Here is a 22,292-nt window from a genome sequence, read left to right on the forward strand (position 1 = left end):
TCAAGCTCAGAGGCCGTAAGCACAGTGTCTGGATGGTATAGGAATCTCACATGCACCCATCTAGACGTCTCCTGAGAATCTAACCCTATCAGTCCTGACTACGTTCTGATTCGATGGGAACTACCGATAGTCTCTTCTACTGAATCATAGGTAGACGAGTTCATTTTGACCGGTGGTTCAATCAATAGTTGATTTCGGATCGACAGGCGCGATGTACTCATTTTTCCACGAATCTCCCTCACGCCACTGCCAGTAATAATACTCGTAGCCGGGCTTCGTTTCTTTGATCGTGATGTACGCACCACTGGTGGCTACGCCTTCATACTCCTGAGGGTCAGTCGATATTCCGCGTTCTCTGAGATCGGTCTCTTCGTCGTCCGTGATTGATTCTCGTTCCCGAGCTTCGGCGAGTTCCCGTTCCCGTTCGGCACGCTTCCACCGCGCGAGCTCACGAGCGTACGCGCTCACGTCGTCAAGGCGATCGGGTGACTGGCGTTCGAGCGGCTTGAGCAGCGTCTTAGGGAGGTCTGGTGGGTCTGGTTTGTCTTCAGCCATCGTCCTCGTAGTTACCCCACGAGATCCAGACTAATAGTTCCCGTGGGGTAACTCTCAATCAGTTCTTTTAGCTCTGGCGAATACTTATGTATGATAATATAAGATGTGGTACTATGCATCGACGGCGGCTGCTCACCGCCTCGGGTGCTACTCTCGCTGGTGTGAGTCTAGCGGGATGCCTCTCGAGTTCCGAGGAAAGCGTCTTCAAAGAGATCACGGGTTCGAGCTGGAACCTCGTGGTTACGTTCGCTGAGGGGTCGCAGATCGAAGAAATCAGTCTTGTAAACCCTGACGGCGATGTCTTCAACGGGGCCACTCTTGAGTTGGGACAGCGCCGCATTGCACTCTCACTCATCGAGTACGGTTCCGGCGAGGCCCAAGCGATGTACAGGCGGGGGGAGGAGTACACGGTCGTGGCCGTAGATGCCGACGACGAGCGCCACGAACGGTCGATCACACTCGAGCCGGCTGTCGAACTCGCCGATATCGACATTTTCGGGCAGACCGACGTTGGGGACGATCCCGCCACAGGACCGCTAACCGATCTTCACGGCGCCTCGACGACAGCCCCAGTAATCGCTCTCGAAAACGATGGGAACGCTCCAGGGCTCATCTTCGAGTCAGGCGTTGCGGGTGAGAACGTTCCGAACCCACGGGTCGCTCCGCCGGACCGCGACGACTCTACCCCCGATGGAGCGAGACTCATTCCACTCAACGATGACCAATATGGACTGGTCTCGACGGTCGGCCATGCTGTCGTTGGCGTTGACGAGACGACCAGCGCCGTCACCGCGTATTCTCCGTTTGCGTTCCCCGAGGAGACCTTTACTGAGGACGAGGTTGCGGAGTGGGTGGGCGAGGAGATCGAGGCAACGCTGGTGGTCGCGATCTTTCCTGAGACGGAACTGTTCGCGACTCTTACGGTCGCGTTCGGCGGCGAGCTCTCGCGGGAGTCGAACCTGTGGTATTTCGAGGAGACACAGCTCGTGGAGGCTGAAATCGAATGAGTCAGTACGAGTCCGAAATCAATCCGCGGTACGACGACCCAGAGACCTATTCGGGGCGAAATCCCCCGGATTGGGACGCTCGACGCAAGGCCGTCTATCGACGCGACGACTGGACGTGCCAGAACTGCGGACGACAGAGCGGACCTTACGCTGGTGACGACGGCGAGCGTCTCCACGCTCATCACATCCAGGCGCGTGCAGACGGTGGGTCGAATCGCCTGTCGAACCTCGAGACGCTGTGCGAACCGTGTCACCAGAACAACCACGAGCACGATATCTTCCAGGACGGCTGGGTCGGCGACGGGCCGAGGGTGTATCGGATCGGGCCAGCTCGAGCGAGCCTGCGAGGGGGTCTCGCTGCGCTCATCATGTCGGTTTGGGTCGGACTGTTTGGTCGCTTGCTCGCCTATGGAGGAGGCATTCAATTTGGCTCGCTCGAGGATGAGACAGTCTGGGTCGGTATCCCGACAGTGATCGTGTTAGCAGTCCTTCTTTCAAAGCCGCTATTCGTCACAACGGTTCTCGGACTGGGTGCTGCAGGGATTACAGCGATCGTCTTGCAGGGTGTCGGGGTGAGTATCGAGTTGCTATCAACAGCGCTGTTGGTGTGGCCCCCAGTCTTGATTGGGGTGTGGGCACTGTGGCGAGGTCACCTGCACTGACGTGATCGTGAGTTTTCACGTCAGGGGAAATTTTAATACTGATAAGTATCTAGTAGTATAAAACGGCTAGAGAGACAATGACACTCATAACGTATATCCCTGGGATGGCACCGGGCCGAACCCAACGCAATCTCGTCGTTCTCGGAGTGTATCTCGTGTGTTTTCCGTTAGTGCCGTTCATCTTCGCGTATGCAGTGTTCTCGAACTATAATCGGATCTCGGACCGGCTCGCGATGCGCAACACGCCAGGGTTCACTCCTGGAGGTGGAGCGAAACCAGCAGCGGTGACACTCGTCGCACTATTGGTGACGGTTTCGGTGATTGCGAGCCTCGGTGTTGCACCGTTCTTAGTGCTGGGTGACAACGGCAGCTCTGACGCACCGACCGAGAATGAGAGTGGGATTGAAGCCGACGGTGCGCCAGTTGGCGATGACGAGGGCGATGAAGGTGATGCGGATGGCACCGGGGCTGATGCTTTCGATGGAGAAGAATTTATCGGGGAGAGTGTGGGTGATTCGGAGGGCGAACTCTCTGAAGAGGAAAAGGCGGCTCACACGTATGAGATATTCAGCGATTTATTAACAGAAAATGGATACGAGATCACGGGGGGTGAAATGAACGATGGTATCATCCACATTGAATACCGGACATATGCAGAAGATCGTGGAGAGATTAATGAAGAAATAGGTGATATTTCAGGCCTTTATGCTATATATGACGACATACTTCAAAACGAACTCTCGGGAGAATATGAGGGACAGCTGAAAGAGCAGACGACGGGTTTTCACGTTACAATTGTGGACTACAACGACGTTGAGCAAGGGTCTTTTTCTGTCGAAGGTGATTGGGCTCGAGCGTATTATGCAGAAGAGATTTCGGCAGAGGAGTATGGGGAACGGGTCACAGAGACAGTCGAGATCTCTAACAACTTTGATGAAGAGAGCGGAACCAACGACAACAGCAGCGACTAACGATGGGACGCGGGAACTCGCCAGACCAAGCCGACGTTGTTACGCGGCGAGATTTCTTCTTCACTACTGGTTGTATTGTAGTCCTTAGTGGGGCTACGGGATGCCTTGGGACGGGCAATAATGCCCAGCAAGCTGAAGAGCCAGAGAGCGAAACGGGTGAAAACAATTCCGAGGACGAGAGTGAAAACGAGAGCGGGAGCCCGATACTCGAGGAAGAGAGGGGTGACGAGAACGAATTTGAAGACGAGGCCGTAGTGGAGGAAGGGGATGACGACAATGATGTAGCTGCTGGAGGTAATGGTTCGATAGGTGAGGAGGAACCGGATGACGAGGCCACAGAGGACGAGAGAGAAGCCGACGACGCATCAGAAGGCCCAGGTCGTGAGAAAGATGACGAGGGCAGGACGACTAATTCCGATTCCGAAGACAAAACGAGTGACATAGATGGAGAGAACGGCATCACAGATGAGAGTCACGACAACGAAACCACTGAGGAACCCCAAGATCAAGACGACTCGGGGGATGAGACGGGCGAGAACAGATCTGAGGACAGCACTGGTGAGGGCGACTCCGAGAGCGATCAGGAAGAAGAGGATTCCGGTGGTGAAGAAGGCGGTGAGGTCGGTCGCTTCGAGCGGTACAGAATCGAAGAGCTGACCTACCAAGTCGACTATCCCGCCGACTGGGCGATTGATGAGGGAGACGACTACGTTAAAATCCACAATGATGACGAGACTGCGTGGCTTTGGATCGAAATTTGGGAGGCTCGAAGCAATCTCGACCGAGAAGTTCGCCATTTCCGCGAGGACTTCGAACCCGATCCGAGTGTTGAAATCCATGCGGACGATCCGGTGACACTCTCGAGCGGTGAGGAGGGGCATCGGTTCATCATTGAGATGGCCGAACGCGAGAGAAACTTCTTCGCTCACGAACTGATCGCCCAGGCCAGTGGCTACCAGTACAGAACTGCCGTAGTTGTCTCGCGGTCGGTATACAACGAGGAGTACGCGCAGTTAGCGGAGGAGATCCTTGCGACGGTTGCGCTTCGCTAGCTTCCGAGCACTGTTCTCCAATGTCGAGACGATCACGGAGCGTTCACGATAACGTTCTCGAGTTGATCGGCACCTGTGCCACCGACGAGGCGATTGAGGCCGGCCTCCCAGCCAACTGTGTTGATCTCGATGTCGCGGAATTCGATCGAATTCGTGTACGGTGAGACATAGATCGCATTGGCGTTTTCGTTGAGCGTGATCCTCGAATTCTCGACGACGGCCGGACCTGCCGGTGACTCCCCACCTTCGCCGCGCGTCCCGAAACCATACGTCCCTCCAGCGCCGCCGCCCTCAGCATACGCGATCTCGATTTCACAGTCGCGAACGAGTTGATGGCCGTCTTGAATCAGGATTCCACGGGGGTTAATATAGACGCCATCTGGTTTGTTATCTATTAAGACATGACATTCTTCGATGACAGAGCTGGGATACGACCCGTCGAGAGCTTCGTCCTTGTCGTCGGTGCCGTCAAGCCATTCAACAGGCTCCCAGTCGTCGCCTCCGTTGGTCCGAATCTGGGACCCGCCGCCGTTCCAAACGGTGCATCCCGAGACGATCTTTCTGCCGGATCCTCCGCGAGGGTAGATCGCGTTGTCAGGCCAAGAACCGCAGACGAGGTTACGGATGACGGTCGTTCCCTGTTGATCGGGATGGCCGGTGAACCCCGTCGATCCCCAGCTTTGCCCGAAGTCGGGATGCTCGGGTCCCTCATCGTACCGACGCTCTTCTCGAGTGTTGATCGTATCAATATAGTGGAGTCCGCCGCCGCTCATATCGACTGAATCAACGAGGGCAACCGAGTCGGGTTCGGCGCTTGCGACGCGCAAATTAGCGAATGACCCGAGCGAATGAGTTCCGTGGAAGACGATATTACGGATCTCAGCCTCTCCGTCGATGAACGCATTGAGGCCCTGCATTCCCGCGTTCGCGTGCCACCCCCAGTCGAAAATGAGGCCACCGAAGACGAGATCGCCGTGCGGGTTCGTCGAAGTCCCGATACGGAACATCATCGTGGAGCCGCTGTACTCTCCACGATCGACTGTGTGCCGATGTATCGCCTTCACCTCACCGTGTCGGATGATTGCGTTCTGGCCAATCAACCCAACGTTCGAGGTATTCGTCCGTCGGAACGGCCGATTCATTTTATATTCGCCCTCTGGGAGTACGATGAGCCGGTCGTTATCCCACGCCTGTCGGAGAGGAGCATCGATCGGGTGTTCTCCCGATGGATCCGCACCGAAATCGTCGACGAGATTGACGACCTCGGAAAACCGTGGGGCATACTGATCCGGTGAAAGTGTAGTAGGGATATCTCCGTCACCCACGGACATCGACTCAGTTTGCCCACCGCAGCCAGCAAGAGCCGTCGCACTCGCTGTCGCCCCGATCCCTGCTAAGAGGTTTCGCCGAGTTAGCGTAGGGAGCGTCACACAATGTCTCCTCTTGATTGTGAGAGTCTTGTTAACTAGTCACTTCATACTTATTCATAATCATCATAACATTAGGGAGAGTGATAAACTATCGATGGAGGTTCTTTCATCAGATATGGTGTGGTTTCACTAGTAAAATTCCCATAGGATATTTCCATTAGTTTCTATTCTATATTAAGCTATTAGATTAGTTAGCATTCCATAAATTATTTATCGAGTGGTATAGAGTGATGTTCACATGGTGCCAAATAACAAGGCGCTGGAGCGAGTGATTCAAGCAACGAAACGCGTTCTGGGGCGACAGAGTGTCGCAGTAATCCAGATATCAATGTTCGTTGCGGCGGTGTTGGTGCTGATCCAGCCAGTGGTTGCCCAATCGGCGCTTGAGGAAGCCGGCGATGTCGCTTGCTCGGGCGCGCTCGGACAGATGGTTTTCCTCGGCTTTGGGCTGTTGACGCTAATCCTTATCCTCATCGGGCTGGCCCAAATTGGGCTCGGCTTCTTCGGGACGGGCGGTGGCGGAGGTGGTCGCCGGGGTGAGCGCAACAACATAATTAACGGATTCATCACACTTGTTGGAGGGCTATTCTTAGGGAGCATGAGCGCGGTCCTCGATTACCTCGGGATCAACCTTGATGGCTGTCTCCAGGGTGGGGAGATTTTGGTCATCATGCCCTTCATGTTCTGACCGTCCAGCATGAGACCCCAGGTTTCGGTTGATCAGAGGTGGTTGTTGGTTGCGCTTGTAGGGGCTCTCTTGCTGACTATGGCAGTCTTTGGAGGGTTGGGTATTGGGGTCGTCGATGCACAGGAAAACGAGAGTAACGAGACTGCCGACGACGGATTTGGAGCAGACCCTAACGAGGGGACAAATGTCTCGATCGATTTTGGCGAGGCGAACCAGTCGACTAATTCTGATGACGATGGATTTGGTGTCGACACGGATGAGATTCCTGCTGTAGAAGAAGATTCGGAAAACAACTCAAACGGAACCGAATCTGCGGATGAAGATGGCAGTGGGGTAGTGGAATCCGCGGTTGATAGACTTGAGAACGGTCGTGACGAGGGATTAAGCCAAGGTCGAGACCTTGCCGAAGAGCATATCCCCGGAGGTGAAACAGCTGGTGACATTTATGACTCAGCCCGAGCCGCAGAAGAAACGATCTCAGACACTGCGAACGCAATGCGCCAGTCCCCAGGCGAGTGGTTCCACAGCCTCGTGGTGTGGGCAGTCTCGGCACTGTTGAGCGAGATCGTCGTCGTGATCAACGCGATTCACGAAATCGCTGTCCAGGTCCCGGCACCGGGGGAGGCAACCGATCCTTCGAGTTGGACCGAGCCCGAGAGCGAGCAGTGGCAGACGGTCTTCGCAGTGATTTCGTGGCCGATCGTCATCGCGGTCATGTGGTTGATCGCACAGTTCGGCATTTCGTTCTCCTATGAGAGCGCCGAGAAACGCCGTCGAGGATGGAAGCGTGTCGCCTTTGCGGGCCTGATGGTGTTCGGGACCTTCGCGTTCGCGCCCGCACTCTTGCATTTGTTTGCCGAGCTCGCTGCGGAGATCTACCCCGATGGCGAAGAATTCGCGACCCCCGAAGGCGGAGTCCGATTCGGTCTTGGTGTCCTTCTATTGCTGGGATTGCTCGTCGCCAAGGGGGTCGTCGTCGTTGCGGCACTGGTCGCTGTCATCACGATGCATTTTTTGACGTACCTCTCTGTACTGTTTTGGCCGCTCAGCTGGGCCGCATGGGCATCGCACGGCCAGGCACGCGCGTACGGCAGTTTCGGATTGTATATTCTCGGGGTCCTCCTCGCACTCTCGACTGTTCAGTCTCTCATCTTGCGATTCCTTGTTCGCCTCCCGCTTGGTGAGTCAATCGCTGGGACCGCTGGCTCGCTCATTTTGATCGTCTTCGGGATCGGATTCGCTCTCGTCTACCTCCCCTGGAAGTTGATGGAGAAGGCACACGTCGCCGCCGCGCTCAAGCTTGGCCGGGAGCCGACTGAGCGCGTGATGCAGAACGCACCAGCCGAGGTGCATCACCTCGCTCGTCACTACAGGCAGGGAGTTCGACAGAAAATGAACGGTAACGAGAATTCCACTGCCGGCGGTGGATCTAGCGACGGTAGCAATAGTGTATCGAACGAGGCCAGTCCCAGCAGCGGATCCAAGGGCGGGGGTAGTGAGAGTGGAGGATCCAGCACGAGTAGTGACAGCGCTCCCAGCGAAGGCAACGGTGGCTCCAGCGCGAGTCCTGACGAGTCCACCCAGGGTGGTGATTCCAACCCTGAGAACCGTCGGCAGCCCCTCGAATTGCGCAAGAAACAGACGTTCAGTGAGATGCGAAAAGATCGGATCGATCGGGAAGTCAACTCATAACACTACCACCACATCACAATGACAACCAACGCATCACCAACCGAGTCGGAGACGACTGATCGAAATCCGTCACAGCTTGCCCTCCCGTACATCGATTCGTCGATCAAAGTGCGAGGGTACAAGCTCAAACACGTGTTCTACGGTGCACCCGGCGGCATCATCTTGTTCTTCGGCATTTTCACCTCGCCGTTCACCAGTGGCTCTGGTCTCCTCTGGCTGACAGTTGCACTCGGGATCCCGCTGGCCATGATCGGAATGGCTGTCTCCTATACCACTGATTACGAGACGACGACCGGAATCGACCGTGCTCGTGCGGGCTTTCGGTCGATGACCCTCCGCTGGCAGTACCCGCAGACTCACCTCGAGTCCTCGGTCGAACCGATTCACGGGTTCAAGCGGATCTTTGCAAACGGCTTCGCCGAGATGGAGGACGGACGCTACATCGCGCTCGTACGCGTCGAGGGCCGACATACCGAGCGGCAGTCTCGTTCGGAGGCGAACGACATGGTACAGGATCTGACGTTCGCGCTCCGCCGGGAGATGGACGGCCCGTTCGATTTCTTCATGACGACGTTCGACACTGACGTCGACGAGATCACAGACAAATATCGCGAGCAACGCCATAGTGAGCGGTTTGGTGGCGACGAGTGGATCATCGCCCGCGATCTCCTCGAGGACTACGTCCTCTACGAAGAGCGTGAAGACGAGACGTGGGACGCTCGCGAACTCCGATCGTACATCGTCGTCGAAGTCGATCCGAGGGAGCTCGATGAGCACCATCGGTCAGACGGTGGCTCGCTCTTGTCGTTCGGTGGTGGAGGTGAGTCGGACGGGAACCAGCGCACGCAGATACGGCGGCGACTGCGTGATCGGGTTGCCTCCGCGAAGGCGGTCGCGGGTTCGGTGAGCGGTTGTTCGGGCGAACTAGTCGATCCGGCTGAGCACGCCCTCCTGCTCGCAAAATACTGGGCTGGAGTCGAGCACCGACAGTTCACCGATGACTCGGCGTCGCAGACGACAAACCTCGCGGTGTGGCCCGATATCAAATCGACTGAATCAGACGCCCACGAGCATGAGGGCGCGAAGATGGATAGCCACCGACCAGGAGCGGTCGACGCCCATCTCGATGAGTATGCCCGGGCCAGTGCGGATACACACGCTGGTGAAGATGAACGTGTCGGAGAATTTGATGGACGGATTTCGCTCGATGCAGTCGCGGGCGTCAATGAAGCCGAGGTCGCGGGTGACGGCGGAGCGACCGGCTTGGAGCCCACAGATAACGTCGTCACGCAGCTGCTCCAATCGCCTACTGAGGCCGGACCAGCCGAGGACGTATTCGAGGATACGGAGACAGCATCGAAGACAACCACACTGGCCCGGATTCGGGAAGGGCTGTTCCATCCACTTTCGGATTCGCAGACGGACAGCGGCCGTGACGTGGCGTCTTCACCTCTTCAGGACGCTCTCTCGCCTGGAACGTTCGACGTTCACGGTGACTATGTGGAGGTCGGCGATCAGTATGCCCGCACGTATTGGCTGACCGGGTGGCGAAAGCGCCCATCGCCGAACTTCCTCCAGTCGTTGCAGACGCTCACAGGTGTTGATTTCGACCTGCGACTCCGCGTACGCCCGGTCGAGAAGGCTGATGCGATCGACCGACTCAAACCGAAGATCAAGGACATTGACGCGGATATCAGCGACAGACAGCAGGTTCATGATATCGAGTCCTCGGTGATGACCGAGGACGTCCACTACTACCAGGGGATGTACAAACTGCTGAAGCAGACGACTGTCCGGCCGTTCGAGCTCAACGGGTATCTCACGGTCCGAGCCGGATCGAAGCAGGCCCTGGATCTCGCTGAATCACAGATCGAGCAGGGCTACGAATCCCCGGAGACGCTCTCGCTTGACGTTGCGAAACGACGCGCGCTTGAGGAAGCCGAAGAGCACGTCTTGAACGCGGTCGAAGACACGCCTGCAGAACTCACGCCAATCTCGTCATCGAGAGCCGACGAACTGTTCAAATCGGGTGCTCCAGGTGCGCGCGACCACTACAACGAACTCTCCTGGAAAGACCACTATACGATGGTACTCGACGGTGCGCTCGGCACGTTGTTCCCGTTCGCTCGCTCGACTGTCCAGGACGACGAGGGCGTCGAGTACGGTCGCTCTCAACATCACGGGCAGGTACTCACCGCGAGCCAGTTCGAGAGAGGCGGGGCTGGTCACAAGCTCACGCTGGGGGACTCGGGCTCGGGGAAGACGTACCACGGGGGCAAACACGCGCTGCGCTGGTGGCTTGCCAAAGAGGGTCGCACGGTGATCTTCCTCGATACCATGGGCGAATTCTACCAGCACACGGAGGCGGTCAACGGCAACCGAATCGTTGTCGACGGGAACACGACGATCAACCCACTGCTGATTCAGGAGACCCCTGAGACGGTGATGGAGACGAAAGACGTCGATCCGTTCGGGATGGCTCGCGACTCGGCAGTGAGCTGGATCCTGTCGATCATCAAGGCCCAAGGTGGGGACCCGGACGACTTCAAACATCTCGTCAGTGAGATCGTCACGGAGACCTACCGCGATGCCGGGATATACCCCGGTCAGCCGGAGACGCACAGCCGAGAAAGCCCGACGATGGACGACTTCATCGAGCAAACGACCACGATGCTCGAGAACCCAACCGAATACACGCTCTCCGGGCACGACATTGAGGGTGAGGAGGTCAAACAGGAGGTGCGCCAGTTCCTCCGCAAGCTGGTCGGCTTCAAGAAGCACGGGCGCTACCAGCATTTGATCGGGAAGAGTGAGGTAACGCTCGAGGAGGGTGAGGTCAACTATCTGGACTTACAGCAGATCGAAGCACTGGGCACAGCGGACAAGTCGACGATGCTCCAACTGCTGTTGCGCAACGTCTACGAGATGGTCAAACGCGCGCCGGAGGAGACGATTTTCGTCATCGACGAGGCCCACTACCTCTTGCATAGCGAGGAGATGCTGCCGTGGCTCCAACAGGCTGCACGTCACTGGCGTCACTACGACGCAGGGCTGTGGTTCCTCTCGCACCGCCCGGACGAGTTCATCAGCGGCGACGACGATGAAGCCGGCCACAAGGACGCCATCCGCGGGCAGTGTACGACGACCGAGTTCTTCCGGGTGAAGGATCTCGATCGTCCGGTTGCTGACGCGTTCGGGCTAAACGAGAGCCAATACAATTTCGTCACCAGCGAGGCGGTGACGGGAGAGGCCGATGTAGGGTACTCGACGGGAATTGTTGGCTTCAGTGACGAGGAAGAGTGGTATACGTTCGAGGTGTCCGCTGGGTCGTTCGAGGATGCCCTGCTGAGTTACGACCCGGACACACACGGCGCGTTCCAGCAGTATATCCGCTCGTATGTGAGTGATCCCGGTGCCCTCGATCGGGCCTTCGGAGACTCCACCGATGAACGCACCGCTCAAGCGGCGACCGAGGACGGGTCGGTGGACAGCCAGGAATCCGACGGTCGCACGGACGAGATCGACGACGAGGGACACACTGATACGGCGACGGACGAGGACGAGGACGAGGATGAAGAGACGAGCGACGGTCCAGGGCCGCTTGAATCGGCTCTCGCAGCAATTCACGAAGAGCGTCACCCGTCGGCTGATGAGAGCGACGACAGTAGTTCAACCACTACAGAAACTCCCGCTCAACCAGAGAACCCGACTGCGACTCCGACTACGGACGCAGATGACGAGGAGTCGGAGGATGGGAGAGAGGACGAACCGACTGAGGACAGTTCTGAAGACGAGGAAAACGAAGCGGACGGCGAAGACGAGAGCCAAGCGGTCAGTACGATCACGGGAATCGGGGACTCCTACAGCAGCCAGCTCCGTGAGGCAGGGATTGAAACCGTTGCTGATCTTGCAGCGGCGGATCTCGAGTCGCTCGAAGAGCAGACGCTCATCGCCTCAACGCTGTTAGAGAAGTGGATCGGCATCGCTCGGACGGAGGCCACTCCCGCCACCGACAGGGCTGACCACGAATCCACGACCAGCACGAGTTCGCCCAGTGATTCCGCGGAGGAGATCGCAGGTGATGACGATGACTAAGACCGCCATCTGGACGGTACTCCGTTCATCCGTTCGACCACACGAGGTGATCCATCCATGACCGTCTCACCAGCCGACGACCGATCAAGCCCAGACCGTACGACCACCGGCACTGACCCCGAGTCCAAGACTGATACCGACTCATCCGAAGGAGAGAACACAGATCACGAGTCAGCGACTTCTGACGCGGCTGTCGGTGAGTCTGCTGACGCTGCTCAACTCGCGTGGATCGTCGAGGAGGACGACGATATCTCAGCGGTTGACGATCTCGATGTCCAGTGGATCGGGAGCCCGCTGGTTCGGAGCGGACTCCGGGCGTACGGGATCGGGGTTGGGCTTCTCATCCTCGCGATTGCACTCGCTACCGACACGCTCGCTGGGGTCGCCACCGGGCCAGATCTCACCGCTATCCCCCCGCATGAGATCGGACTGGTGGTCACCACTGCCGAGATTCCTCTCTGGTTGCTCAGCGCGATTCCGCTCTTGATCGGTGTAGCGGGTGGTACTCTCTGTGCACTCCCAATCGTCCGGGCGCTTCGGACCGAATACGTCCTCACTCCCGAGACACTCTACGTCCGCAGCCGCGGTATCCGAACGGATGGGTTCACGAAACTCTCACTCGATCGCGTCGTCGATACGACCTGCCATCAGTCGCTTTGTGGTCGGCTGCTCTCATATGGGACCGTCACGTTCAGCACGCTCACCTCGAACATTCCCGAAGTCCACTGCCGAGGAATTTCGACTCCTCGAGCGGTTCACGGGATCGTCCTCGACCTCGAGGTGAGCACTGACTCCCCGCTCGATCGCAGACAGGAGTACGTCCGGGTCGTTCCATCGACGGGTGACCGAGCCCCAGTGGATATCGTCAGCCAAATCAGCACGTTGCACAATCTCGATCGCAAGGGCGGCTCCCGCTGGCAGCGACTGAATCCGTTTTCAAATTCTGACCCGCTGACGTTCGAGTTCACCATCTACAGCAACGGGACTGACGCACCGATCGAGTTCTACTATACGACTGACCAACACTTCGGGACGCTCTACGATCGGCTCAAAGCCGTGTATCCAGAGACGGTCGAACTCGAGCGGGTGACAGTCGATCTCGCTGAAAAACTCGTCACACCCCGACAGTATACGTATGACGAGTTCGAGACCGCGCTCGCGAACGGTACAATACAGTGTACGCCCGAGGAAGCCGATGCACTCGCCCGCGTCCACGGCAATAGTGATCAGCCAGCCGCCGCTGACGGCGGCGTTGTCGATAGCGGTGCCAGCGGTGGCCACACCAATACGGAGAGGGATATCGGGGCAGGGAGAGCCGAGACCGACACGCCCCGGGGAATGCAACTCCCGCGTGTCGATCTTGACGCGTTGCGTGCGCGAGAAGATGCAGAGAACCGCGATCGGGGATCACTCATGTTCGGCCTCGAGACGCCCGTTGATACCGGCGAGGGCGTTCTCGCACGCCCCCACCCGGACGAAGTCGAACCGTATAGCCTGCGATGGACGGGCAGTGGCGATCCGATGACACCGATCAGGCGTTTTGACGAGGAACTCGGCGACGAGGACTTCACGAAAGACTTCTCACATGCGCCGCTGACCGTGCTGATCGACCACTTCGCGACGACCGACCACCCCATAGTCTTCCAAGCCGCCTTCAAAGGTGAGCCGGATGCGACCCGAAGGGGGAACAAACGTATCGAACTGATGAGAGGCGAGCGTGAGACGTGGGGGGAGAAACTCAACCGGGTCATCAACGACGCCATCTACGGTCCTGAACCCGAAGAGGAGCGCCGTCGACGGGAATCCCAACCGATCCCCAAAGCCGATCGGGATTTCATCGAGAGCCTCGATGCCGAAGACTGGAGCCATACGTTCACGGTCAACCTGCGAGCGGTGACCGTCCCGCCACAGTCGGCCAGCAGCGATACGTCTGAACTCAAACAGTCACTCCGCAACATTAGCACGGTGTTCGACCCACTCGAGGGTGAGTTCTATTCGATCGAGAGCGAGAACCTATACGACAAAGGGTTGGTTTCCCGCCGCAGTCAGACGTACTCGCGGCGCTGTTTCAATCGCGTTCTCGACCGCGAGATCGTCACCGGCAAGCGACTCGGCCGCTCGACACCCGATCTCCACCTCGATCCGAACGAACTCTGCAACATGGTTATCGTCCCGAGTACCGAGCACCTCACGGACGAAGCCACGAAAGAAACGCACGCGACTCCCGAAAGTCGGACCTCGCTCCCCGGCTTGGACGCGGCCCAGCGCCGCCAGTACACCACGGGAATGGTGCTTGGTCAGGACCCCACGAGTTCCGTTGATGGTCCGCTTCGGCTGCCGCCGGACCGACAGATGCTACACTGGTTACTTTGTGGGGCGACTGGCGTTGGGAAGAGTCACGTTACTCAGCGTATCCTTCGATCGCTCGCGGAGACGACATCGGGGCCGAACGTCTTGTTCGAGCCGAAAGGCGACGGCATGTGTCTGAACTACCTGATGGCTCACTACCAGAAGTTCGGCACGCTCGATGACGTCTACTACTTCCGGGAGCCGGGAACGCTGCCAGCCATCTCATTTTTCGATATTCGCCCTGCCTTGGAGGCTGGACATGATCGGGAGACAGCGGTTAAGGAGAAAGCCGACCACTTCCACGCGCTCATGAGAATGATCATGGGTGACAACCAGTACGAGCAGGCGTTCGTGGCGAACGAGGTGCTGACGTTCCTCATTCGCGCGCTGTTCGATCCCAAACACGGGAGTGATGTCTTCGGGTTGGATGATCTGGTCGACGCTGCAACGCGGATGCAGCGCCATAAGGAACTGCCAGAGGTAGCCGATATCAACGCCGACATTCACGACTCGCTCACTGCACAGTTCAAGAAGGAGGAGCATCAGTTCCAGACGACGATGGGGGCCGTGCTCAATCGGCTCAACCGATTGAAAGAAGACCGTCACCTCCACTGGATGCTGCGATACAAACCCGGTAGTGAGTCTGACGGGGATGACCTCTACGGCTTCCACCAGCAGGACACGCACTTCGAGTTCAGTGAGTTTCTCGACGAGGACGTCACGATCCTGTTCGACCTCGGGGATCTCACTCTTGACGCCCAACGGGGATTCACGACAGTCTTGTTGAGCAACCTGTGGCACTCGATTCAGCGCCGGCGACGTGATGATCCCGAGAACGTGGTCAACGTCATCCTGGAAGAGGCCGCGCCGTTCGTCGCGACCGAACTGGTTGCCGACCAACTGCTGCCCCAGGGACGATCGTCGGGGCTGAGTCTCGGTTTAATCATGCAGTACCCCGAGCAGGTCAAAAGCTGGGACAACGGCAACGGTGCGTACGAAGAGCTGTTAACGGAGGTGCATACGAAACTGGTCGGCGATATCTCGATCACGGATCGGTTCGCGAAGACGTTCACGCACGACGAGTTGTCTGTCGAGGACATTCGGAATCGGAACAACCGGATGGCTTCAGGCGAGTGGTTCACGAAACTCGCCTCCCCTGGGTTCGGCGAGGACCGCCCAGCACCGTTGACACTGCACTCGATGCCGATCGTGAGCGGGCACCCAGAAAGCGACGAGCCGCTGACTGACGCCGAACAAGCGACGTTCGACGACGAGATCTTGCCTGAAGTAATCGAACGGACTGAGAACGAGTACGGGTTGGATGTGCCGACGCATGAAGATGCGAAGGAGTGGTCCAATTGGAGTGATACCCATCGACGTGTAGGTGCTCCGCCGGAACCTGACGGAGATGAGAGTCCGGCCGAGAAAGGGGAGACAGACGAGCAATCGGATGCAGAGTCCAAGGGTGAGACTCCGGAGGCCGACAGCCAGCACTCGCTCGATGAGATTCAGTCCGACGATGGGGCTGGCGAGCAGCACGGTGATCGAGACGAACGCGGTTCCACAGCTGAGGGAGACGCCATAGAGCAGCCAGAGCAGGACAGCAGTGAAGCGGAAGACAACACCGAGTCGGTCGGCGAAGGAGAGAGCGACGATCTCGGTTCGGTCACAACAGGAACGGGCTTCTTTGATCCGACAGCAGAGGAGGAGTGCCCAGTATCGGACGATGAGCTCCGGCGACGGGGGCTCTCACGGGATGATGCGATCTTCCTGAAACGCGTGCTTGACGCGATGAATCGTGACCTTCCGGGGTACACACTGTTGGAGGGGATGGACAGATTACAGGAGGATCTCGATGGGCTTGACGTTCATGTGTTGATCGAACAAGGACTGCTCGAGAAAGAGAAAGTCGACCGGCGGCCGTACTATACGGTCCTTCCGGCTGGGCGGGAACTTCTGGGCGAGACAGTTACAGCCCAGCCAGGGACAGGTGATCTGGGAGAAAAGACACCACACAAAGTTGGGGTCGAACTTCTGGGGAGCTGGCTCGATTCTCTCGAAGAAGTCGATCGGGTCGAGCGATACTATTACCAGTCTTCTGAGACGGTCTTTGACGTCGCTGCGTTCGATACAACCGATGAACTTGTCTGGGTTGGAGAGGTAGAGATGGTCTCGAATAACGCAGACGCAGCTGTGAGCGATTACGAGAAGATGGCCGCAGCCGACGCGAACGCCGTGTGGGCGTTTCCATCACGTGACGACGCTCGAGGGATCGTGAATGTGCTTGCCGACGCTGAACGGCTTCCTGACGGAGTAAGCGGTCGAACAGCGAATTCATTTTCACTGTTACAGGAGGCAGTCGAAGGGTTCGAGGCCAGTGGAATGACAACGGTCCATACCTTCAGAAAGTTGAATCAGAAGGTGATTGATAAATGACGTGGAAGGAAGCAACCCGTGACGAGATCTATACGTTCTACACGGAGGAGTTTCCCGAGTACACAGACCTGCTGCCGTCGTTCATCACGCCAACGGCACCGAAAGAGTTCGGGCTCAGTTTTCGCGAACGTCACCCAATCCGCAAAGACGGACAACCGGATCGCGATTTCATCCGGCGAGCAACGTGGCGAACGAACTCGTCCGGGGAGCAGCTCTCACGGAATTTCAGTGATCAAGACGCGCTTCTCTCGTTCTTTCAGTCACCTGCGCGGCATGACCCGCTCCAAGATAGCAAGTATGCACTCGCCGATCCGGCCCTGACCGAGAAAGGAGACCCGCTCGCAGAGGGCGTCTACTACGGGTTAGATAACTGGGAGCGCCCGTGGGTGATCGCAGTCGATATTGACGCGAAAGACATCGCCACAGCACGAGCCGAACGCGATCGGGCCGACACTCCCCCTGCAATTCAGTCAATGGATTCGAATCGTGAGGATGCGTTGCTTGCTGACTCTGGCATCCGTGCTGCCGATCCGGCGGGCTATCCCTACGCGTTCGAGGACATTGGTCGAGCAATCGAGTACGGGTTTGAAACACGTGATATCTTCACAGATGCGTTTGCTGCCGAGGAGACAATGGTCGTCTACTCCGGGCAAGGCGTGCACGTCTACCTGCTCGATGACGATCCTGAATACGACTACGACGAGAAAAGCCGCGAAGTGCTGAACGACCTCTTGCTCGAACAGTACGATATCCCGATCGATCCCGTTGTGACAGCCGACCGGAGCCGGTTACTCCGCGTACCCTACTCGCTGCACGCAGAGGTCTGTCGCGTCGTCCAGCCGATCGAGAGCCCCGCGTTCGATCCTCGGACAGATGCCAGACCGCAGTTCCTCCCGGTCGAGGGGGAGAGTGATCCCAGTGGGCGACTCACGAGAGAGCAATCGAGAGACACGCAGCCTCTCTCCGATGGGAAAGGAACATGAAGAAGCCGAAGCCTCCTCCCACCCCGCTCGTCCGGATAATCGACGTTTCAGAGTAGAGCAGAGCAAAGCGGACAAACACCACTTCACGGCCGCAGAAGAAACTGATGACAACCATCGACACTATGAACGAGAAAGACCCGTTCGCTAACCAGACGAATAACGGACTCTACGTCGGCACGACCGACGATGGGGACCGCCTCTACGTTGATCCATTTGCTGAAAACGGGAAGGATAGGTTCCAAAACCTTCTCACAGTCGGGATTTCACAGACAGGAAAAACCTATGCGGTGAAACAGGCAGCAGCCGAGTGGGTTGCGGGTGGTGAGGAGCGATTACTCATCGTTGTCGAGCCTTTCGAGGCATTCGCTTCCATCATCGAGTGGTTCGACGGTGAGCGGTACAAGCGCAGTGACAACTTGCCGGAGACGCCGTCAGGTCTTGACCATACTCATCTGACTCTTGAACCAACGTGGTCTCAAGACAAGATCTCGGATGTGGTTTTTGACTATTTGCAAGCGAAAGTGGACTCGAACGGATCGGCGGATACACTTGTTGTGATCAACGAGGTTCACTCTCTCTTTCAGGCGACCAGTCGCTTTCGTAATCTCCTCGACAGATGGACAGGATCGAATACGTCCGTTTGGGCGATCACGAGGCATGTACACGACTTGATCGGCGTGCCTACTCCCCCGCCCGACAGAACACTCGCTGTCAAATTCGGGACAAGACAGTGCTTTCACTCAACACTAACGCATCAGAAAGAGAAACATGGGATTGATTGGTGGTTCGGGGGCGCTCACCGTGAGACTATTCGTTCCCTCGATCCTCAGCAGTGTCTCGTCCTGGGGCAACTCAAGCGCGCCAAGAGCCGCGAAACAAAACTATCGAGCCCACAGAGCCCACAGGAGGGGTCAATCGAGAAGACGGAAATCGAGACGGCCCCTGAGCCCGCTCACTCGATCCTTGAGTATGACTCCCATCGGGATGGCGAGTTCGTGAACTACCTCAATTCGATTGATGAGGGGTGGTCATAGTGGCTCAGCAGACATTGAACAGTATCAGGAAAACGGCGATAACGACCGACCCACGACCAGAAATCGGCGAAAGCGACCAGGGAAGTACGCTAATCGGTCCGACAGGTGAACTCGAGGGACGATTCACCCCAGGGAAACCAGCCATGAACGAACCCACTGACCGTCACGCTCAGCACACAGAAAACGACGAACTCGAGGACGACCCCATGAGCTTGTACCCAGTTTCCGAGGCCCAGACCGAAGCTGAGAGCAAGGGTGGTCCCAATGGTTGATCCACGAGAGAACACGCGAGACGCCTACCTCGTTGCAGCGATCCCAACCAAGTATACCGACGACGAGATCATCGAACTCTTCGCTCGTGGATACGAGCGCTACGTCGTCGACAAGACCCCCGACCGAGAGACGCTTCTGTCGGACTTCGAGCGATTCGGGACTGGTGCGTTCGACAAATCAAAACGCGAACGCTCGCTCGAATACCCGTTCGTCGATCGGCCCGCAACGCTCGTCTTGCTGGCTACCCTGAGTGCGGTCTGTGTGACCGAACAGCCCCGGTTCGAGGATACCCCTCCCCGTCGAAATCAAGTCGTCCAGAATATCCGTGAACTATTCGCAACTAACCTCCTCGCACTTGTACACGAGTACGATGATCTGACACTCTACCAAGAGATTGCGGAAGTCCTCTACGCGAAAGGTCCCAGCCAGGACGGCCCCCACCCAGGACGCGTCTGTACGGGCGTCAAACCCATGCCCGAACTCGACGACGCCGAGGAGGGAGGAGAGGAACCTGCCGAGAGCGAGTCCGAACTGTACGTCGAGATTCCAATGGCGGCTGCCTCACGAACGTGTCTCGCGCGGGAACCCACTGTAGCCACCAGTCACGAAGAGACGGGCGAGATTCGAGCGCAGGTCAAGAACAACCATCTCTACGTCCCGCTCGACCACCTCCATGATACCTATCGTTCGTACGCCAGCACGTGTTTTGGGCGGTTACTGGCAGTTCAAGAAGACGAACTCGATGAGTCAGAACGAAAGTGGCTTCGAGAGCACGAGACAGCCATCACCGAGCGGACTGACGAGGCCATCGAACGGGGGCAGTATGAACAAGTGTGGAACAACTGGGATCGGGGCGAGCAAGTCGTCCGAGTGATTCGCAACGCTGTTCAAGCCTCTCCGCAGACCACGGTTGGTGAGTTCTATACGGCCCAGGAACTGTACGACACACTCGACACATACGTCCCAGACAATGAGGGTGAACAAGCTCAATTAAGACAGTTCTCCAACCAGCGTAGCGTCGCCAAAACGCTTGCTAATTATGAATCGCATCAATCACTCACAATCGATCGGAGCGAGCGTATCAATACGTACTGCATCGGTCACTCGGGTGGTGGATCACGCCCGCTTGAGATCACGGAGCTCGAAGACCTGTTTGAACTGCCTTGTCTGGCAGCAATGGATGAGCGACTCCACGAAGAGAAACCAGTTCGGAAAGACCTCTTCAACTTCGTCCGGATGGTGATGTGGCTTCCCCAGTACCGTGAGAAGTCCATCGACGAAATCACGGACGAGATCAAAGACGTGTTCAGCCGCTGGCCATGGTTCGATCCAGAGATCACCGAGTACCAGATCAAATACGAAGCCCGGCGGGGTGATCGCGGGATCGGTCCTAAGGGAAACATACCACTTCCCATGAACTGTGACAACGACGATATGCAACGGTATTGCATTGGGCAAGATCAGTGCCCCTACTCCATCTACGGCAGCCTCCCATTCCCCGACGAAATGTACGACCAACTTGAGCCGACTGACTCTATTTAATATAGTGGAAGAACCTCCGGATTCAACACCATCTATAAACTATCATTCGTAGATATCGAAAGTGATCTAAAAGTCAGAGATTGGCGCTATTCTTTCGGAACCGTCCATTATTTGGTATGTATAAATTTCAACCATTCATATATAGGTTGCATTCCGTTGCGCATTATCTGAGGCCTGTAAGTGGTGAAATCACCAGATAAGGGGTACAAATCTAAGAGTGTGCTTTCTGCTTGTCTCATTTGCCGTTCTCCTTTTGAGCATAGAAATCCAAAATCGGCCGAGTTAGGTGGGTCAAACCCCTCGTTGCGCGTTTTCCACCATTCTTGCTAAAAATTTCCGCTCGTTGCGCGTATTGTTACGGCCTTAGATACGCGCAACGAAGATATAAAGCTATTTCTATGCGTTAAACCCCGCTTGCACAAAGGAAAATCGTCCAAAGGAATGGGCCTTTGTGCAGAAACAGAGGTGTGGTTAACGGGGTGTAAACGGCGGACGATGAGAGGGGTGGAGAAGAGAGGATATATCAGAATTCGTAAGAAGAGGTGAAGAGGGAGAGGCGGGAGGAGATAGAGTGGACAGAGATAGGGTGAGATGAGGGGGGAGGGGACAGGCAGAACGGCGGGGAAACAGGGAGGGTGGTCAGCTGGGAGAACAGGATGGTTAGGGTGGGGGTGAGAGGGGGGTGGAAAGAGGCATTGTACTGGAGAAGAAGTGGGGGGAGGAGGACGACAGAAACGAGGGGGGTCAGCGATGGATGTATCAGATAGCAGAGAACGAAGAGAAGGGAAGGGTAGAGGGGGAGAGTAGGGGTGGCACAGCGGGTGAGAGAGTGGACGGACTCGAGGAGTGCGAGGTGAAGGGGTAGGCTCGAGGAGTACGGGTGGAGTGAAAGATAGATACGAGAAACAGGCTTGAGGAGTAGGCTCGAGGAATGCGCTTCGAGGCGGGGCTGGTGAGATCGCAGGCTGCTGGATGAACACTTGCACGCTGGTGTTGTTCGTCCCCCGAGAGGGGTAGAGGAATCATGAGTTGGAGTGATCGGCACGAGTCAGACGACGAACCGGAGGACGAAACCGAGAGTGCGCTGGGCGACGAGTTCGACGAGTGGGTTCAGGAGGGAGACAAGCCAGGACCGGACGGTCGGAAGCAGTCCAACCCGGACGACATCACGAGGGGCCGAGAGCCACGAGCACGAGGCGTGGCAGACGAACCACTACAGATGACGCAGTGTCCCCGGTGTGACAGTCGGGAGTTCGTCTCGAAGAAACTCGTCTACGAAGAGTTCCACTACAGCGAAAGCGGCGAGCTCGAGCATCACCAGAACAGAGTCCGGGCAGAGTTCGAGTACACCTGCGTTGGGTGCAACAAGCGGTTCCACGAACTGCCTCAGGGAGCTCGAGGGTACTACTCGGAAGTGGCCGTCCTCAAGCAGGACCTACGGCGAGCGATCCGAGTGCAAGTGCGGACGTGGCTCGACTCGCTAGGTGCTCTCGTTCGGAAACCGTTCAGGGACTGACTCGAGG

Annotated in this window: 17 protein-coding genes; 13 read left to right on the plus strand and 4 right to left on the minus strand. The window is 57.1% G+C overall.

The genetic code is table 11. The features are described 5' to 3' along the window. Window positions 1-177: 177 nt before the first annotated feature. Window positions 178-555, minus strand: a complete 378-nt coding sequence (locus DVH23_RS20500; RefSeq protein ID WP_114579242.1) for a hypothetical protein — start codon at window positions 553-555, stop codon at window positions 178-180. 86 nt (window positions 556-641) lie between these two features. Here DVH23_RS20500 and DVH23_RS20505 point away from each other — a divergent pair, with 86 nt between their 5' ends. The 4 genes from DVH23_RS20505 to DVH23_RS20520 all read left to right on the plus strand — a co-directional run bounded on the left by DVH23_RS20505 (window position 642) and on the right by DVH23_RS20520 (window position 4,247). Beyond that, window positions 642-1,562 (plus strand): twin-arginine translocation signal domain-containing protein, encoded by a 921-nt coding sequence (locus tag DVH23_RS20505; RefSeq protein WP_157972529.1) that lies wholly within the window; start codon window positions 642-644, stop codon window positions 1,560-1,562. After that, complete coding sequence (locus DVH23_RS20510) at window positions 1,559-2,224, plus strand: HNH endonuclease (RefSeq protein ID WP_114579244.1); 666 nt, start codon at window positions 1,559-1,561, stop codon at window positions 2,222-2,224. Before DVH23_RS20505 ends, DVH23_RS20510 begins: the two co-directional genes overlap by 4 nt. Window positions 2,225-2,508: 284 nt before the next feature. Continuing rightward, complete coding sequence (locus tag DVH23_RS20515; RefSeq protein ID WP_157972530.1) at window positions 2,509-3,195, plus strand: hypothetical protein; 687 nt, start codon at window positions 2,509-2,511, stop codon at window positions 3,193-3,195. 2 nt (window positions 3,196-3,197) lie between these two features. After that, window positions 3,198-4,247, plus strand: a complete 1,050-nt coding sequence (locus DVH23_RS20520; RefSeq protein WP_114579246.1) for a hypothetical protein — start codon at window positions 3,198-3,200, stop codon at window positions 4,245-4,247. A 32-nt stretch (window positions 4,248-4,279) separates the two neighbouring features. Here DVH23_RS20520 and DVH23_RS20525 read toward each other — a convergent pair whose 3' ends face one another. Continuing rightward, on the minus strand, window positions 4,280-5,578 hold the full coding sequence (locus DVH23_RS20525) for a hypothetical protein (protein ID WP_157972531.1): 1,299 nt from the start codon (window positions 5,576-5,578) through the stop codon (window positions 4,280-4,282). A 337-nt stretch (window positions 5,579-5,915) separates the two neighbouring features. On the opposite strand from DVH23_RS20525, the gene DVH23_RS20535 reads away from it, so the two are divergent. From DVH23_RS20535 to DVH23_RS20545, 3 genes are all read left to right on the plus strand, one after another. Then, entirely contained in the window at window positions 5,916-6,365 is a 450-nt protein-coding gene (locus tag DVH23_RS20535; protein WP_114579249.1) for a hypothetical protein, read from the plus strand. 78 nt (window positions 6,366-6,443) lie between these two features. Continuing rightward, the gene (locus tag DVH23_RS20540; RefSeq protein ID WP_157972532.1) at window positions 6,444-8,057 is read left to right on the plus strand and encodes a hypothetical protein; all 1,614 of its coding nucleotides are present in this window, start codon (window positions 6,444-6,446) and stop codon (window positions 8,055-8,057) included. Between the two features lie 18 nt (window positions 8,058-8,075). After that, complete coding sequence (locus DVH23_RS20545) at window positions 8,076-12,152, plus strand: helix-hairpin-helix domain-containing protein (protein ID WP_157972533.1); 4,077 nt, start codon at window positions 8,076-8,078, stop codon at window positions 12,150-12,152. A 252-nt stretch (window positions 12,153-12,404) separates the two neighbouring features. Here the strand turns inward: DVH23_RS20545 and DVH23_RS24770 are convergent, their stop codons facing one another. Then, window positions 12,405-12,572: a hypothetical protein gene (locus DVH23_RS24770; protein ID WP_232833860.1), complete on the minus strand. Its 168-nt coding sequence runs from the start codon at window positions 12,570-12,572 to the stop codon at window positions 12,405-12,407. Between the two features lie 516 nt (window positions 12,573-13,088). Further along, window positions 13,089-13,433, minus strand: a complete 345-nt coding sequence (locus DVH23_RS24775) for a hypothetical protein (protein ID WP_232833861.1) — start codon at window positions 13,431-13,433, stop codon at window positions 13,089-13,091. 132 nt (window positions 13,434-13,565) lie between these two features. Between DVH23_RS24775 and DVH23_RS20550 the strand changes: the two genes are divergently transcribed. The 6 genes from DVH23_RS20550 (at window position 13,566) to DVH23_RS20575 (ending at window position 22,285) form a co-directional block, all read left to right on the plus strand. Further along, complete coding sequence (locus DVH23_RS20550; protein WP_232833862.1) at window positions 13,566-16,937, plus strand: hypothetical protein; 3,372 nt, start codon at window positions 13,566-13,568, stop codon at window positions 16,935-16,937. Then, a complete protein-coding gene (locus tag DVH23_RS20555) occupies window positions 16,934-17,920 on the plus strand; it encodes a DNA primase (RefSeq protein ID WP_232833863.1) in 987 nt (328 codons plus the stop codon). Before DVH23_RS20550 ends, DVH23_RS20555 begins: the two co-directional genes overlap by 4 nt. A gap of 104 nt (window positions 17,921-18,024) precedes the next feature. Beyond that, window positions 18,025-18,954 (plus strand): hypothetical protein, encoded by a 930-nt coding sequence (locus DVH23_RS20560; RefSeq protein WP_114579252.1) that lies wholly within the window; start codon window positions 18,025-18,027, stop codon window positions 18,952-18,954. A 264-nt stretch (window positions 18,955-19,218) separates the two neighbouring features. Then, window positions 19,219-20,769 carry a primase-associated protein gene (locus DVH23_RS20565; protein ID WP_114579253.1) on the plus strand — a complete coding sequence of 517 codons (1,551 nt, stop codon included), beginning with the start codon at window positions 19,219-19,221 and terminating at the stop codon, window positions 20,767-20,769. A gap of 682 nt (window positions 20,770-21,451) precedes the next feature. Continuing rightward, the gene (locus tag DVH23_RS20570) at window positions 21,452-21,634 is read left to right on the plus strand and encodes a hypothetical protein (protein ID WP_114579254.1); all 183 of its coding nucleotides are present in this window, start codon (window positions 21,452-21,454) and stop codon (window positions 21,632-21,634) included. Window positions 21,635-21,793: 159 nt separating this feature from the next. After that, window positions 21,794-22,285, plus strand: a complete 492-nt coding sequence (locus DVH23_RS20575) for a hypothetical protein (protein WP_114579255.1) — start codon at window positions 21,794-21,796, stop codon at window positions 22,283-22,285. The last annotated feature ends 7 nt before the right edge of the window (window positions 22,286-22,292 follow it).

This window comes from Saliphagus sp. LR7, assembly GCF_003344565.1.
Lineage (GTDB): Archaea > Halobacteriota > Halobacteria > Halobacteriales > Natrialbaceae > Saliphagus > Saliphagus infecundisoli.

What these genes read in the sequence shown, in the direction of transcription:
- DVH23_RS20545 (WP_157972533.1), top strand. Translation starts at nt 8,076, where the DNA reads ATGACAACCAACGCATCACCAACCGAGTCGGAGACGACTGATCGAAAT.
- DVH23_RS20510 (WP_114579244.1), top strand. Translation starts at nt 1,559, where the DNA reads ATGAGTCAGTACGAGTCCGAAATCAATCCGCGGTACGACGACCCAGAG.
- DVH23_RS20575 (WP_114579255.1), top strand. Translation starts at nt 21,794, where the DNA reads ATGAGTTGGAGTGATCGGCACGAGTCAGACGACGAACCGGAGGACGAA.
- DVH23_RS20555 (WP_232833863.1), top strand. Translation starts at nt 16,934, where the DNA reads ATGACGTGGAAGGAAGCAACCCGTGACGAGATCTATACGTTCTACACG.
- DVH23_RS20540 (WP_157972532.1), top strand. Translation starts at nt 6,444, where the DNA reads ATGGCAGTCTTTGGAGGGTTGGGTATTGGGGTCGTCGATGCACAGGAA.
- DVH23_RS20565 (WP_114579253.1), top strand. Translation starts at nt 19,219, where the DNA reads ATGGTTGATCCACGAGAGAACACGCGAGACGCCTACCTCGTTGCAGCG.
- DVH23_RS20560 (WP_114579252.1), top strand. Translation starts at nt 18,025, where the DNA reads ATGACAACCATCGACACTATGAACGAGAAAGACCCGTTCGCTAACCAG.
- DVH23_RS24770 (WP_232833860.1), bottom strand. Translation starts at nt 12,572, where the DNA reads ATGCGGGGGGATAGCGGTGAGATCTGGCCCGGTGGCGACCCCAGCGAG.
- DVH23_RS20535 (WP_114579249.1), top strand. Translation starts at nt 5,916, where the DNA reads ATGGTGCCAAATAACAAGGCGCTGGAGCGAGTGATTCAAGCAACGAAA.
- DVH23_RS20500 (WP_114579242.1), bottom strand. Translation starts at nt 555, where the DNA reads ATGGCTGAAGACAAACCAGACCCACCAGACCTCCCTAAGACGCTGCTC.
- DVH23_RS20550 (WP_232833862.1), top strand. Translation starts at nt 13,566, where the DNA reads ATGTTCGGCCTCGAGACGCCCGTTGATACCGGCGAGGGCGTTCTCGCA.
- DVH23_RS20505 (WP_157972529.1), top strand. Translation starts at nt 642, where the DNA reads ATGTATGATAATATAAGATGTGGTACTATGCATCGACGGCGGCTGCTC.
- DVH23_RS20520 (WP_114579246.1), top strand. Translation starts at nt 3,198, where the DNA reads ATGGGACGCGGGAACTCGCCAGACCAAGCCGACGTTGTTACGCGGCGA.
- DVH23_RS20525 (WP_157972531.1), bottom strand. Translation starts at nt 5,578, where the DNA reads ATGTCCGTGGGTGACGGAGATATCCCTACTACACTTTCACCGGATCAG.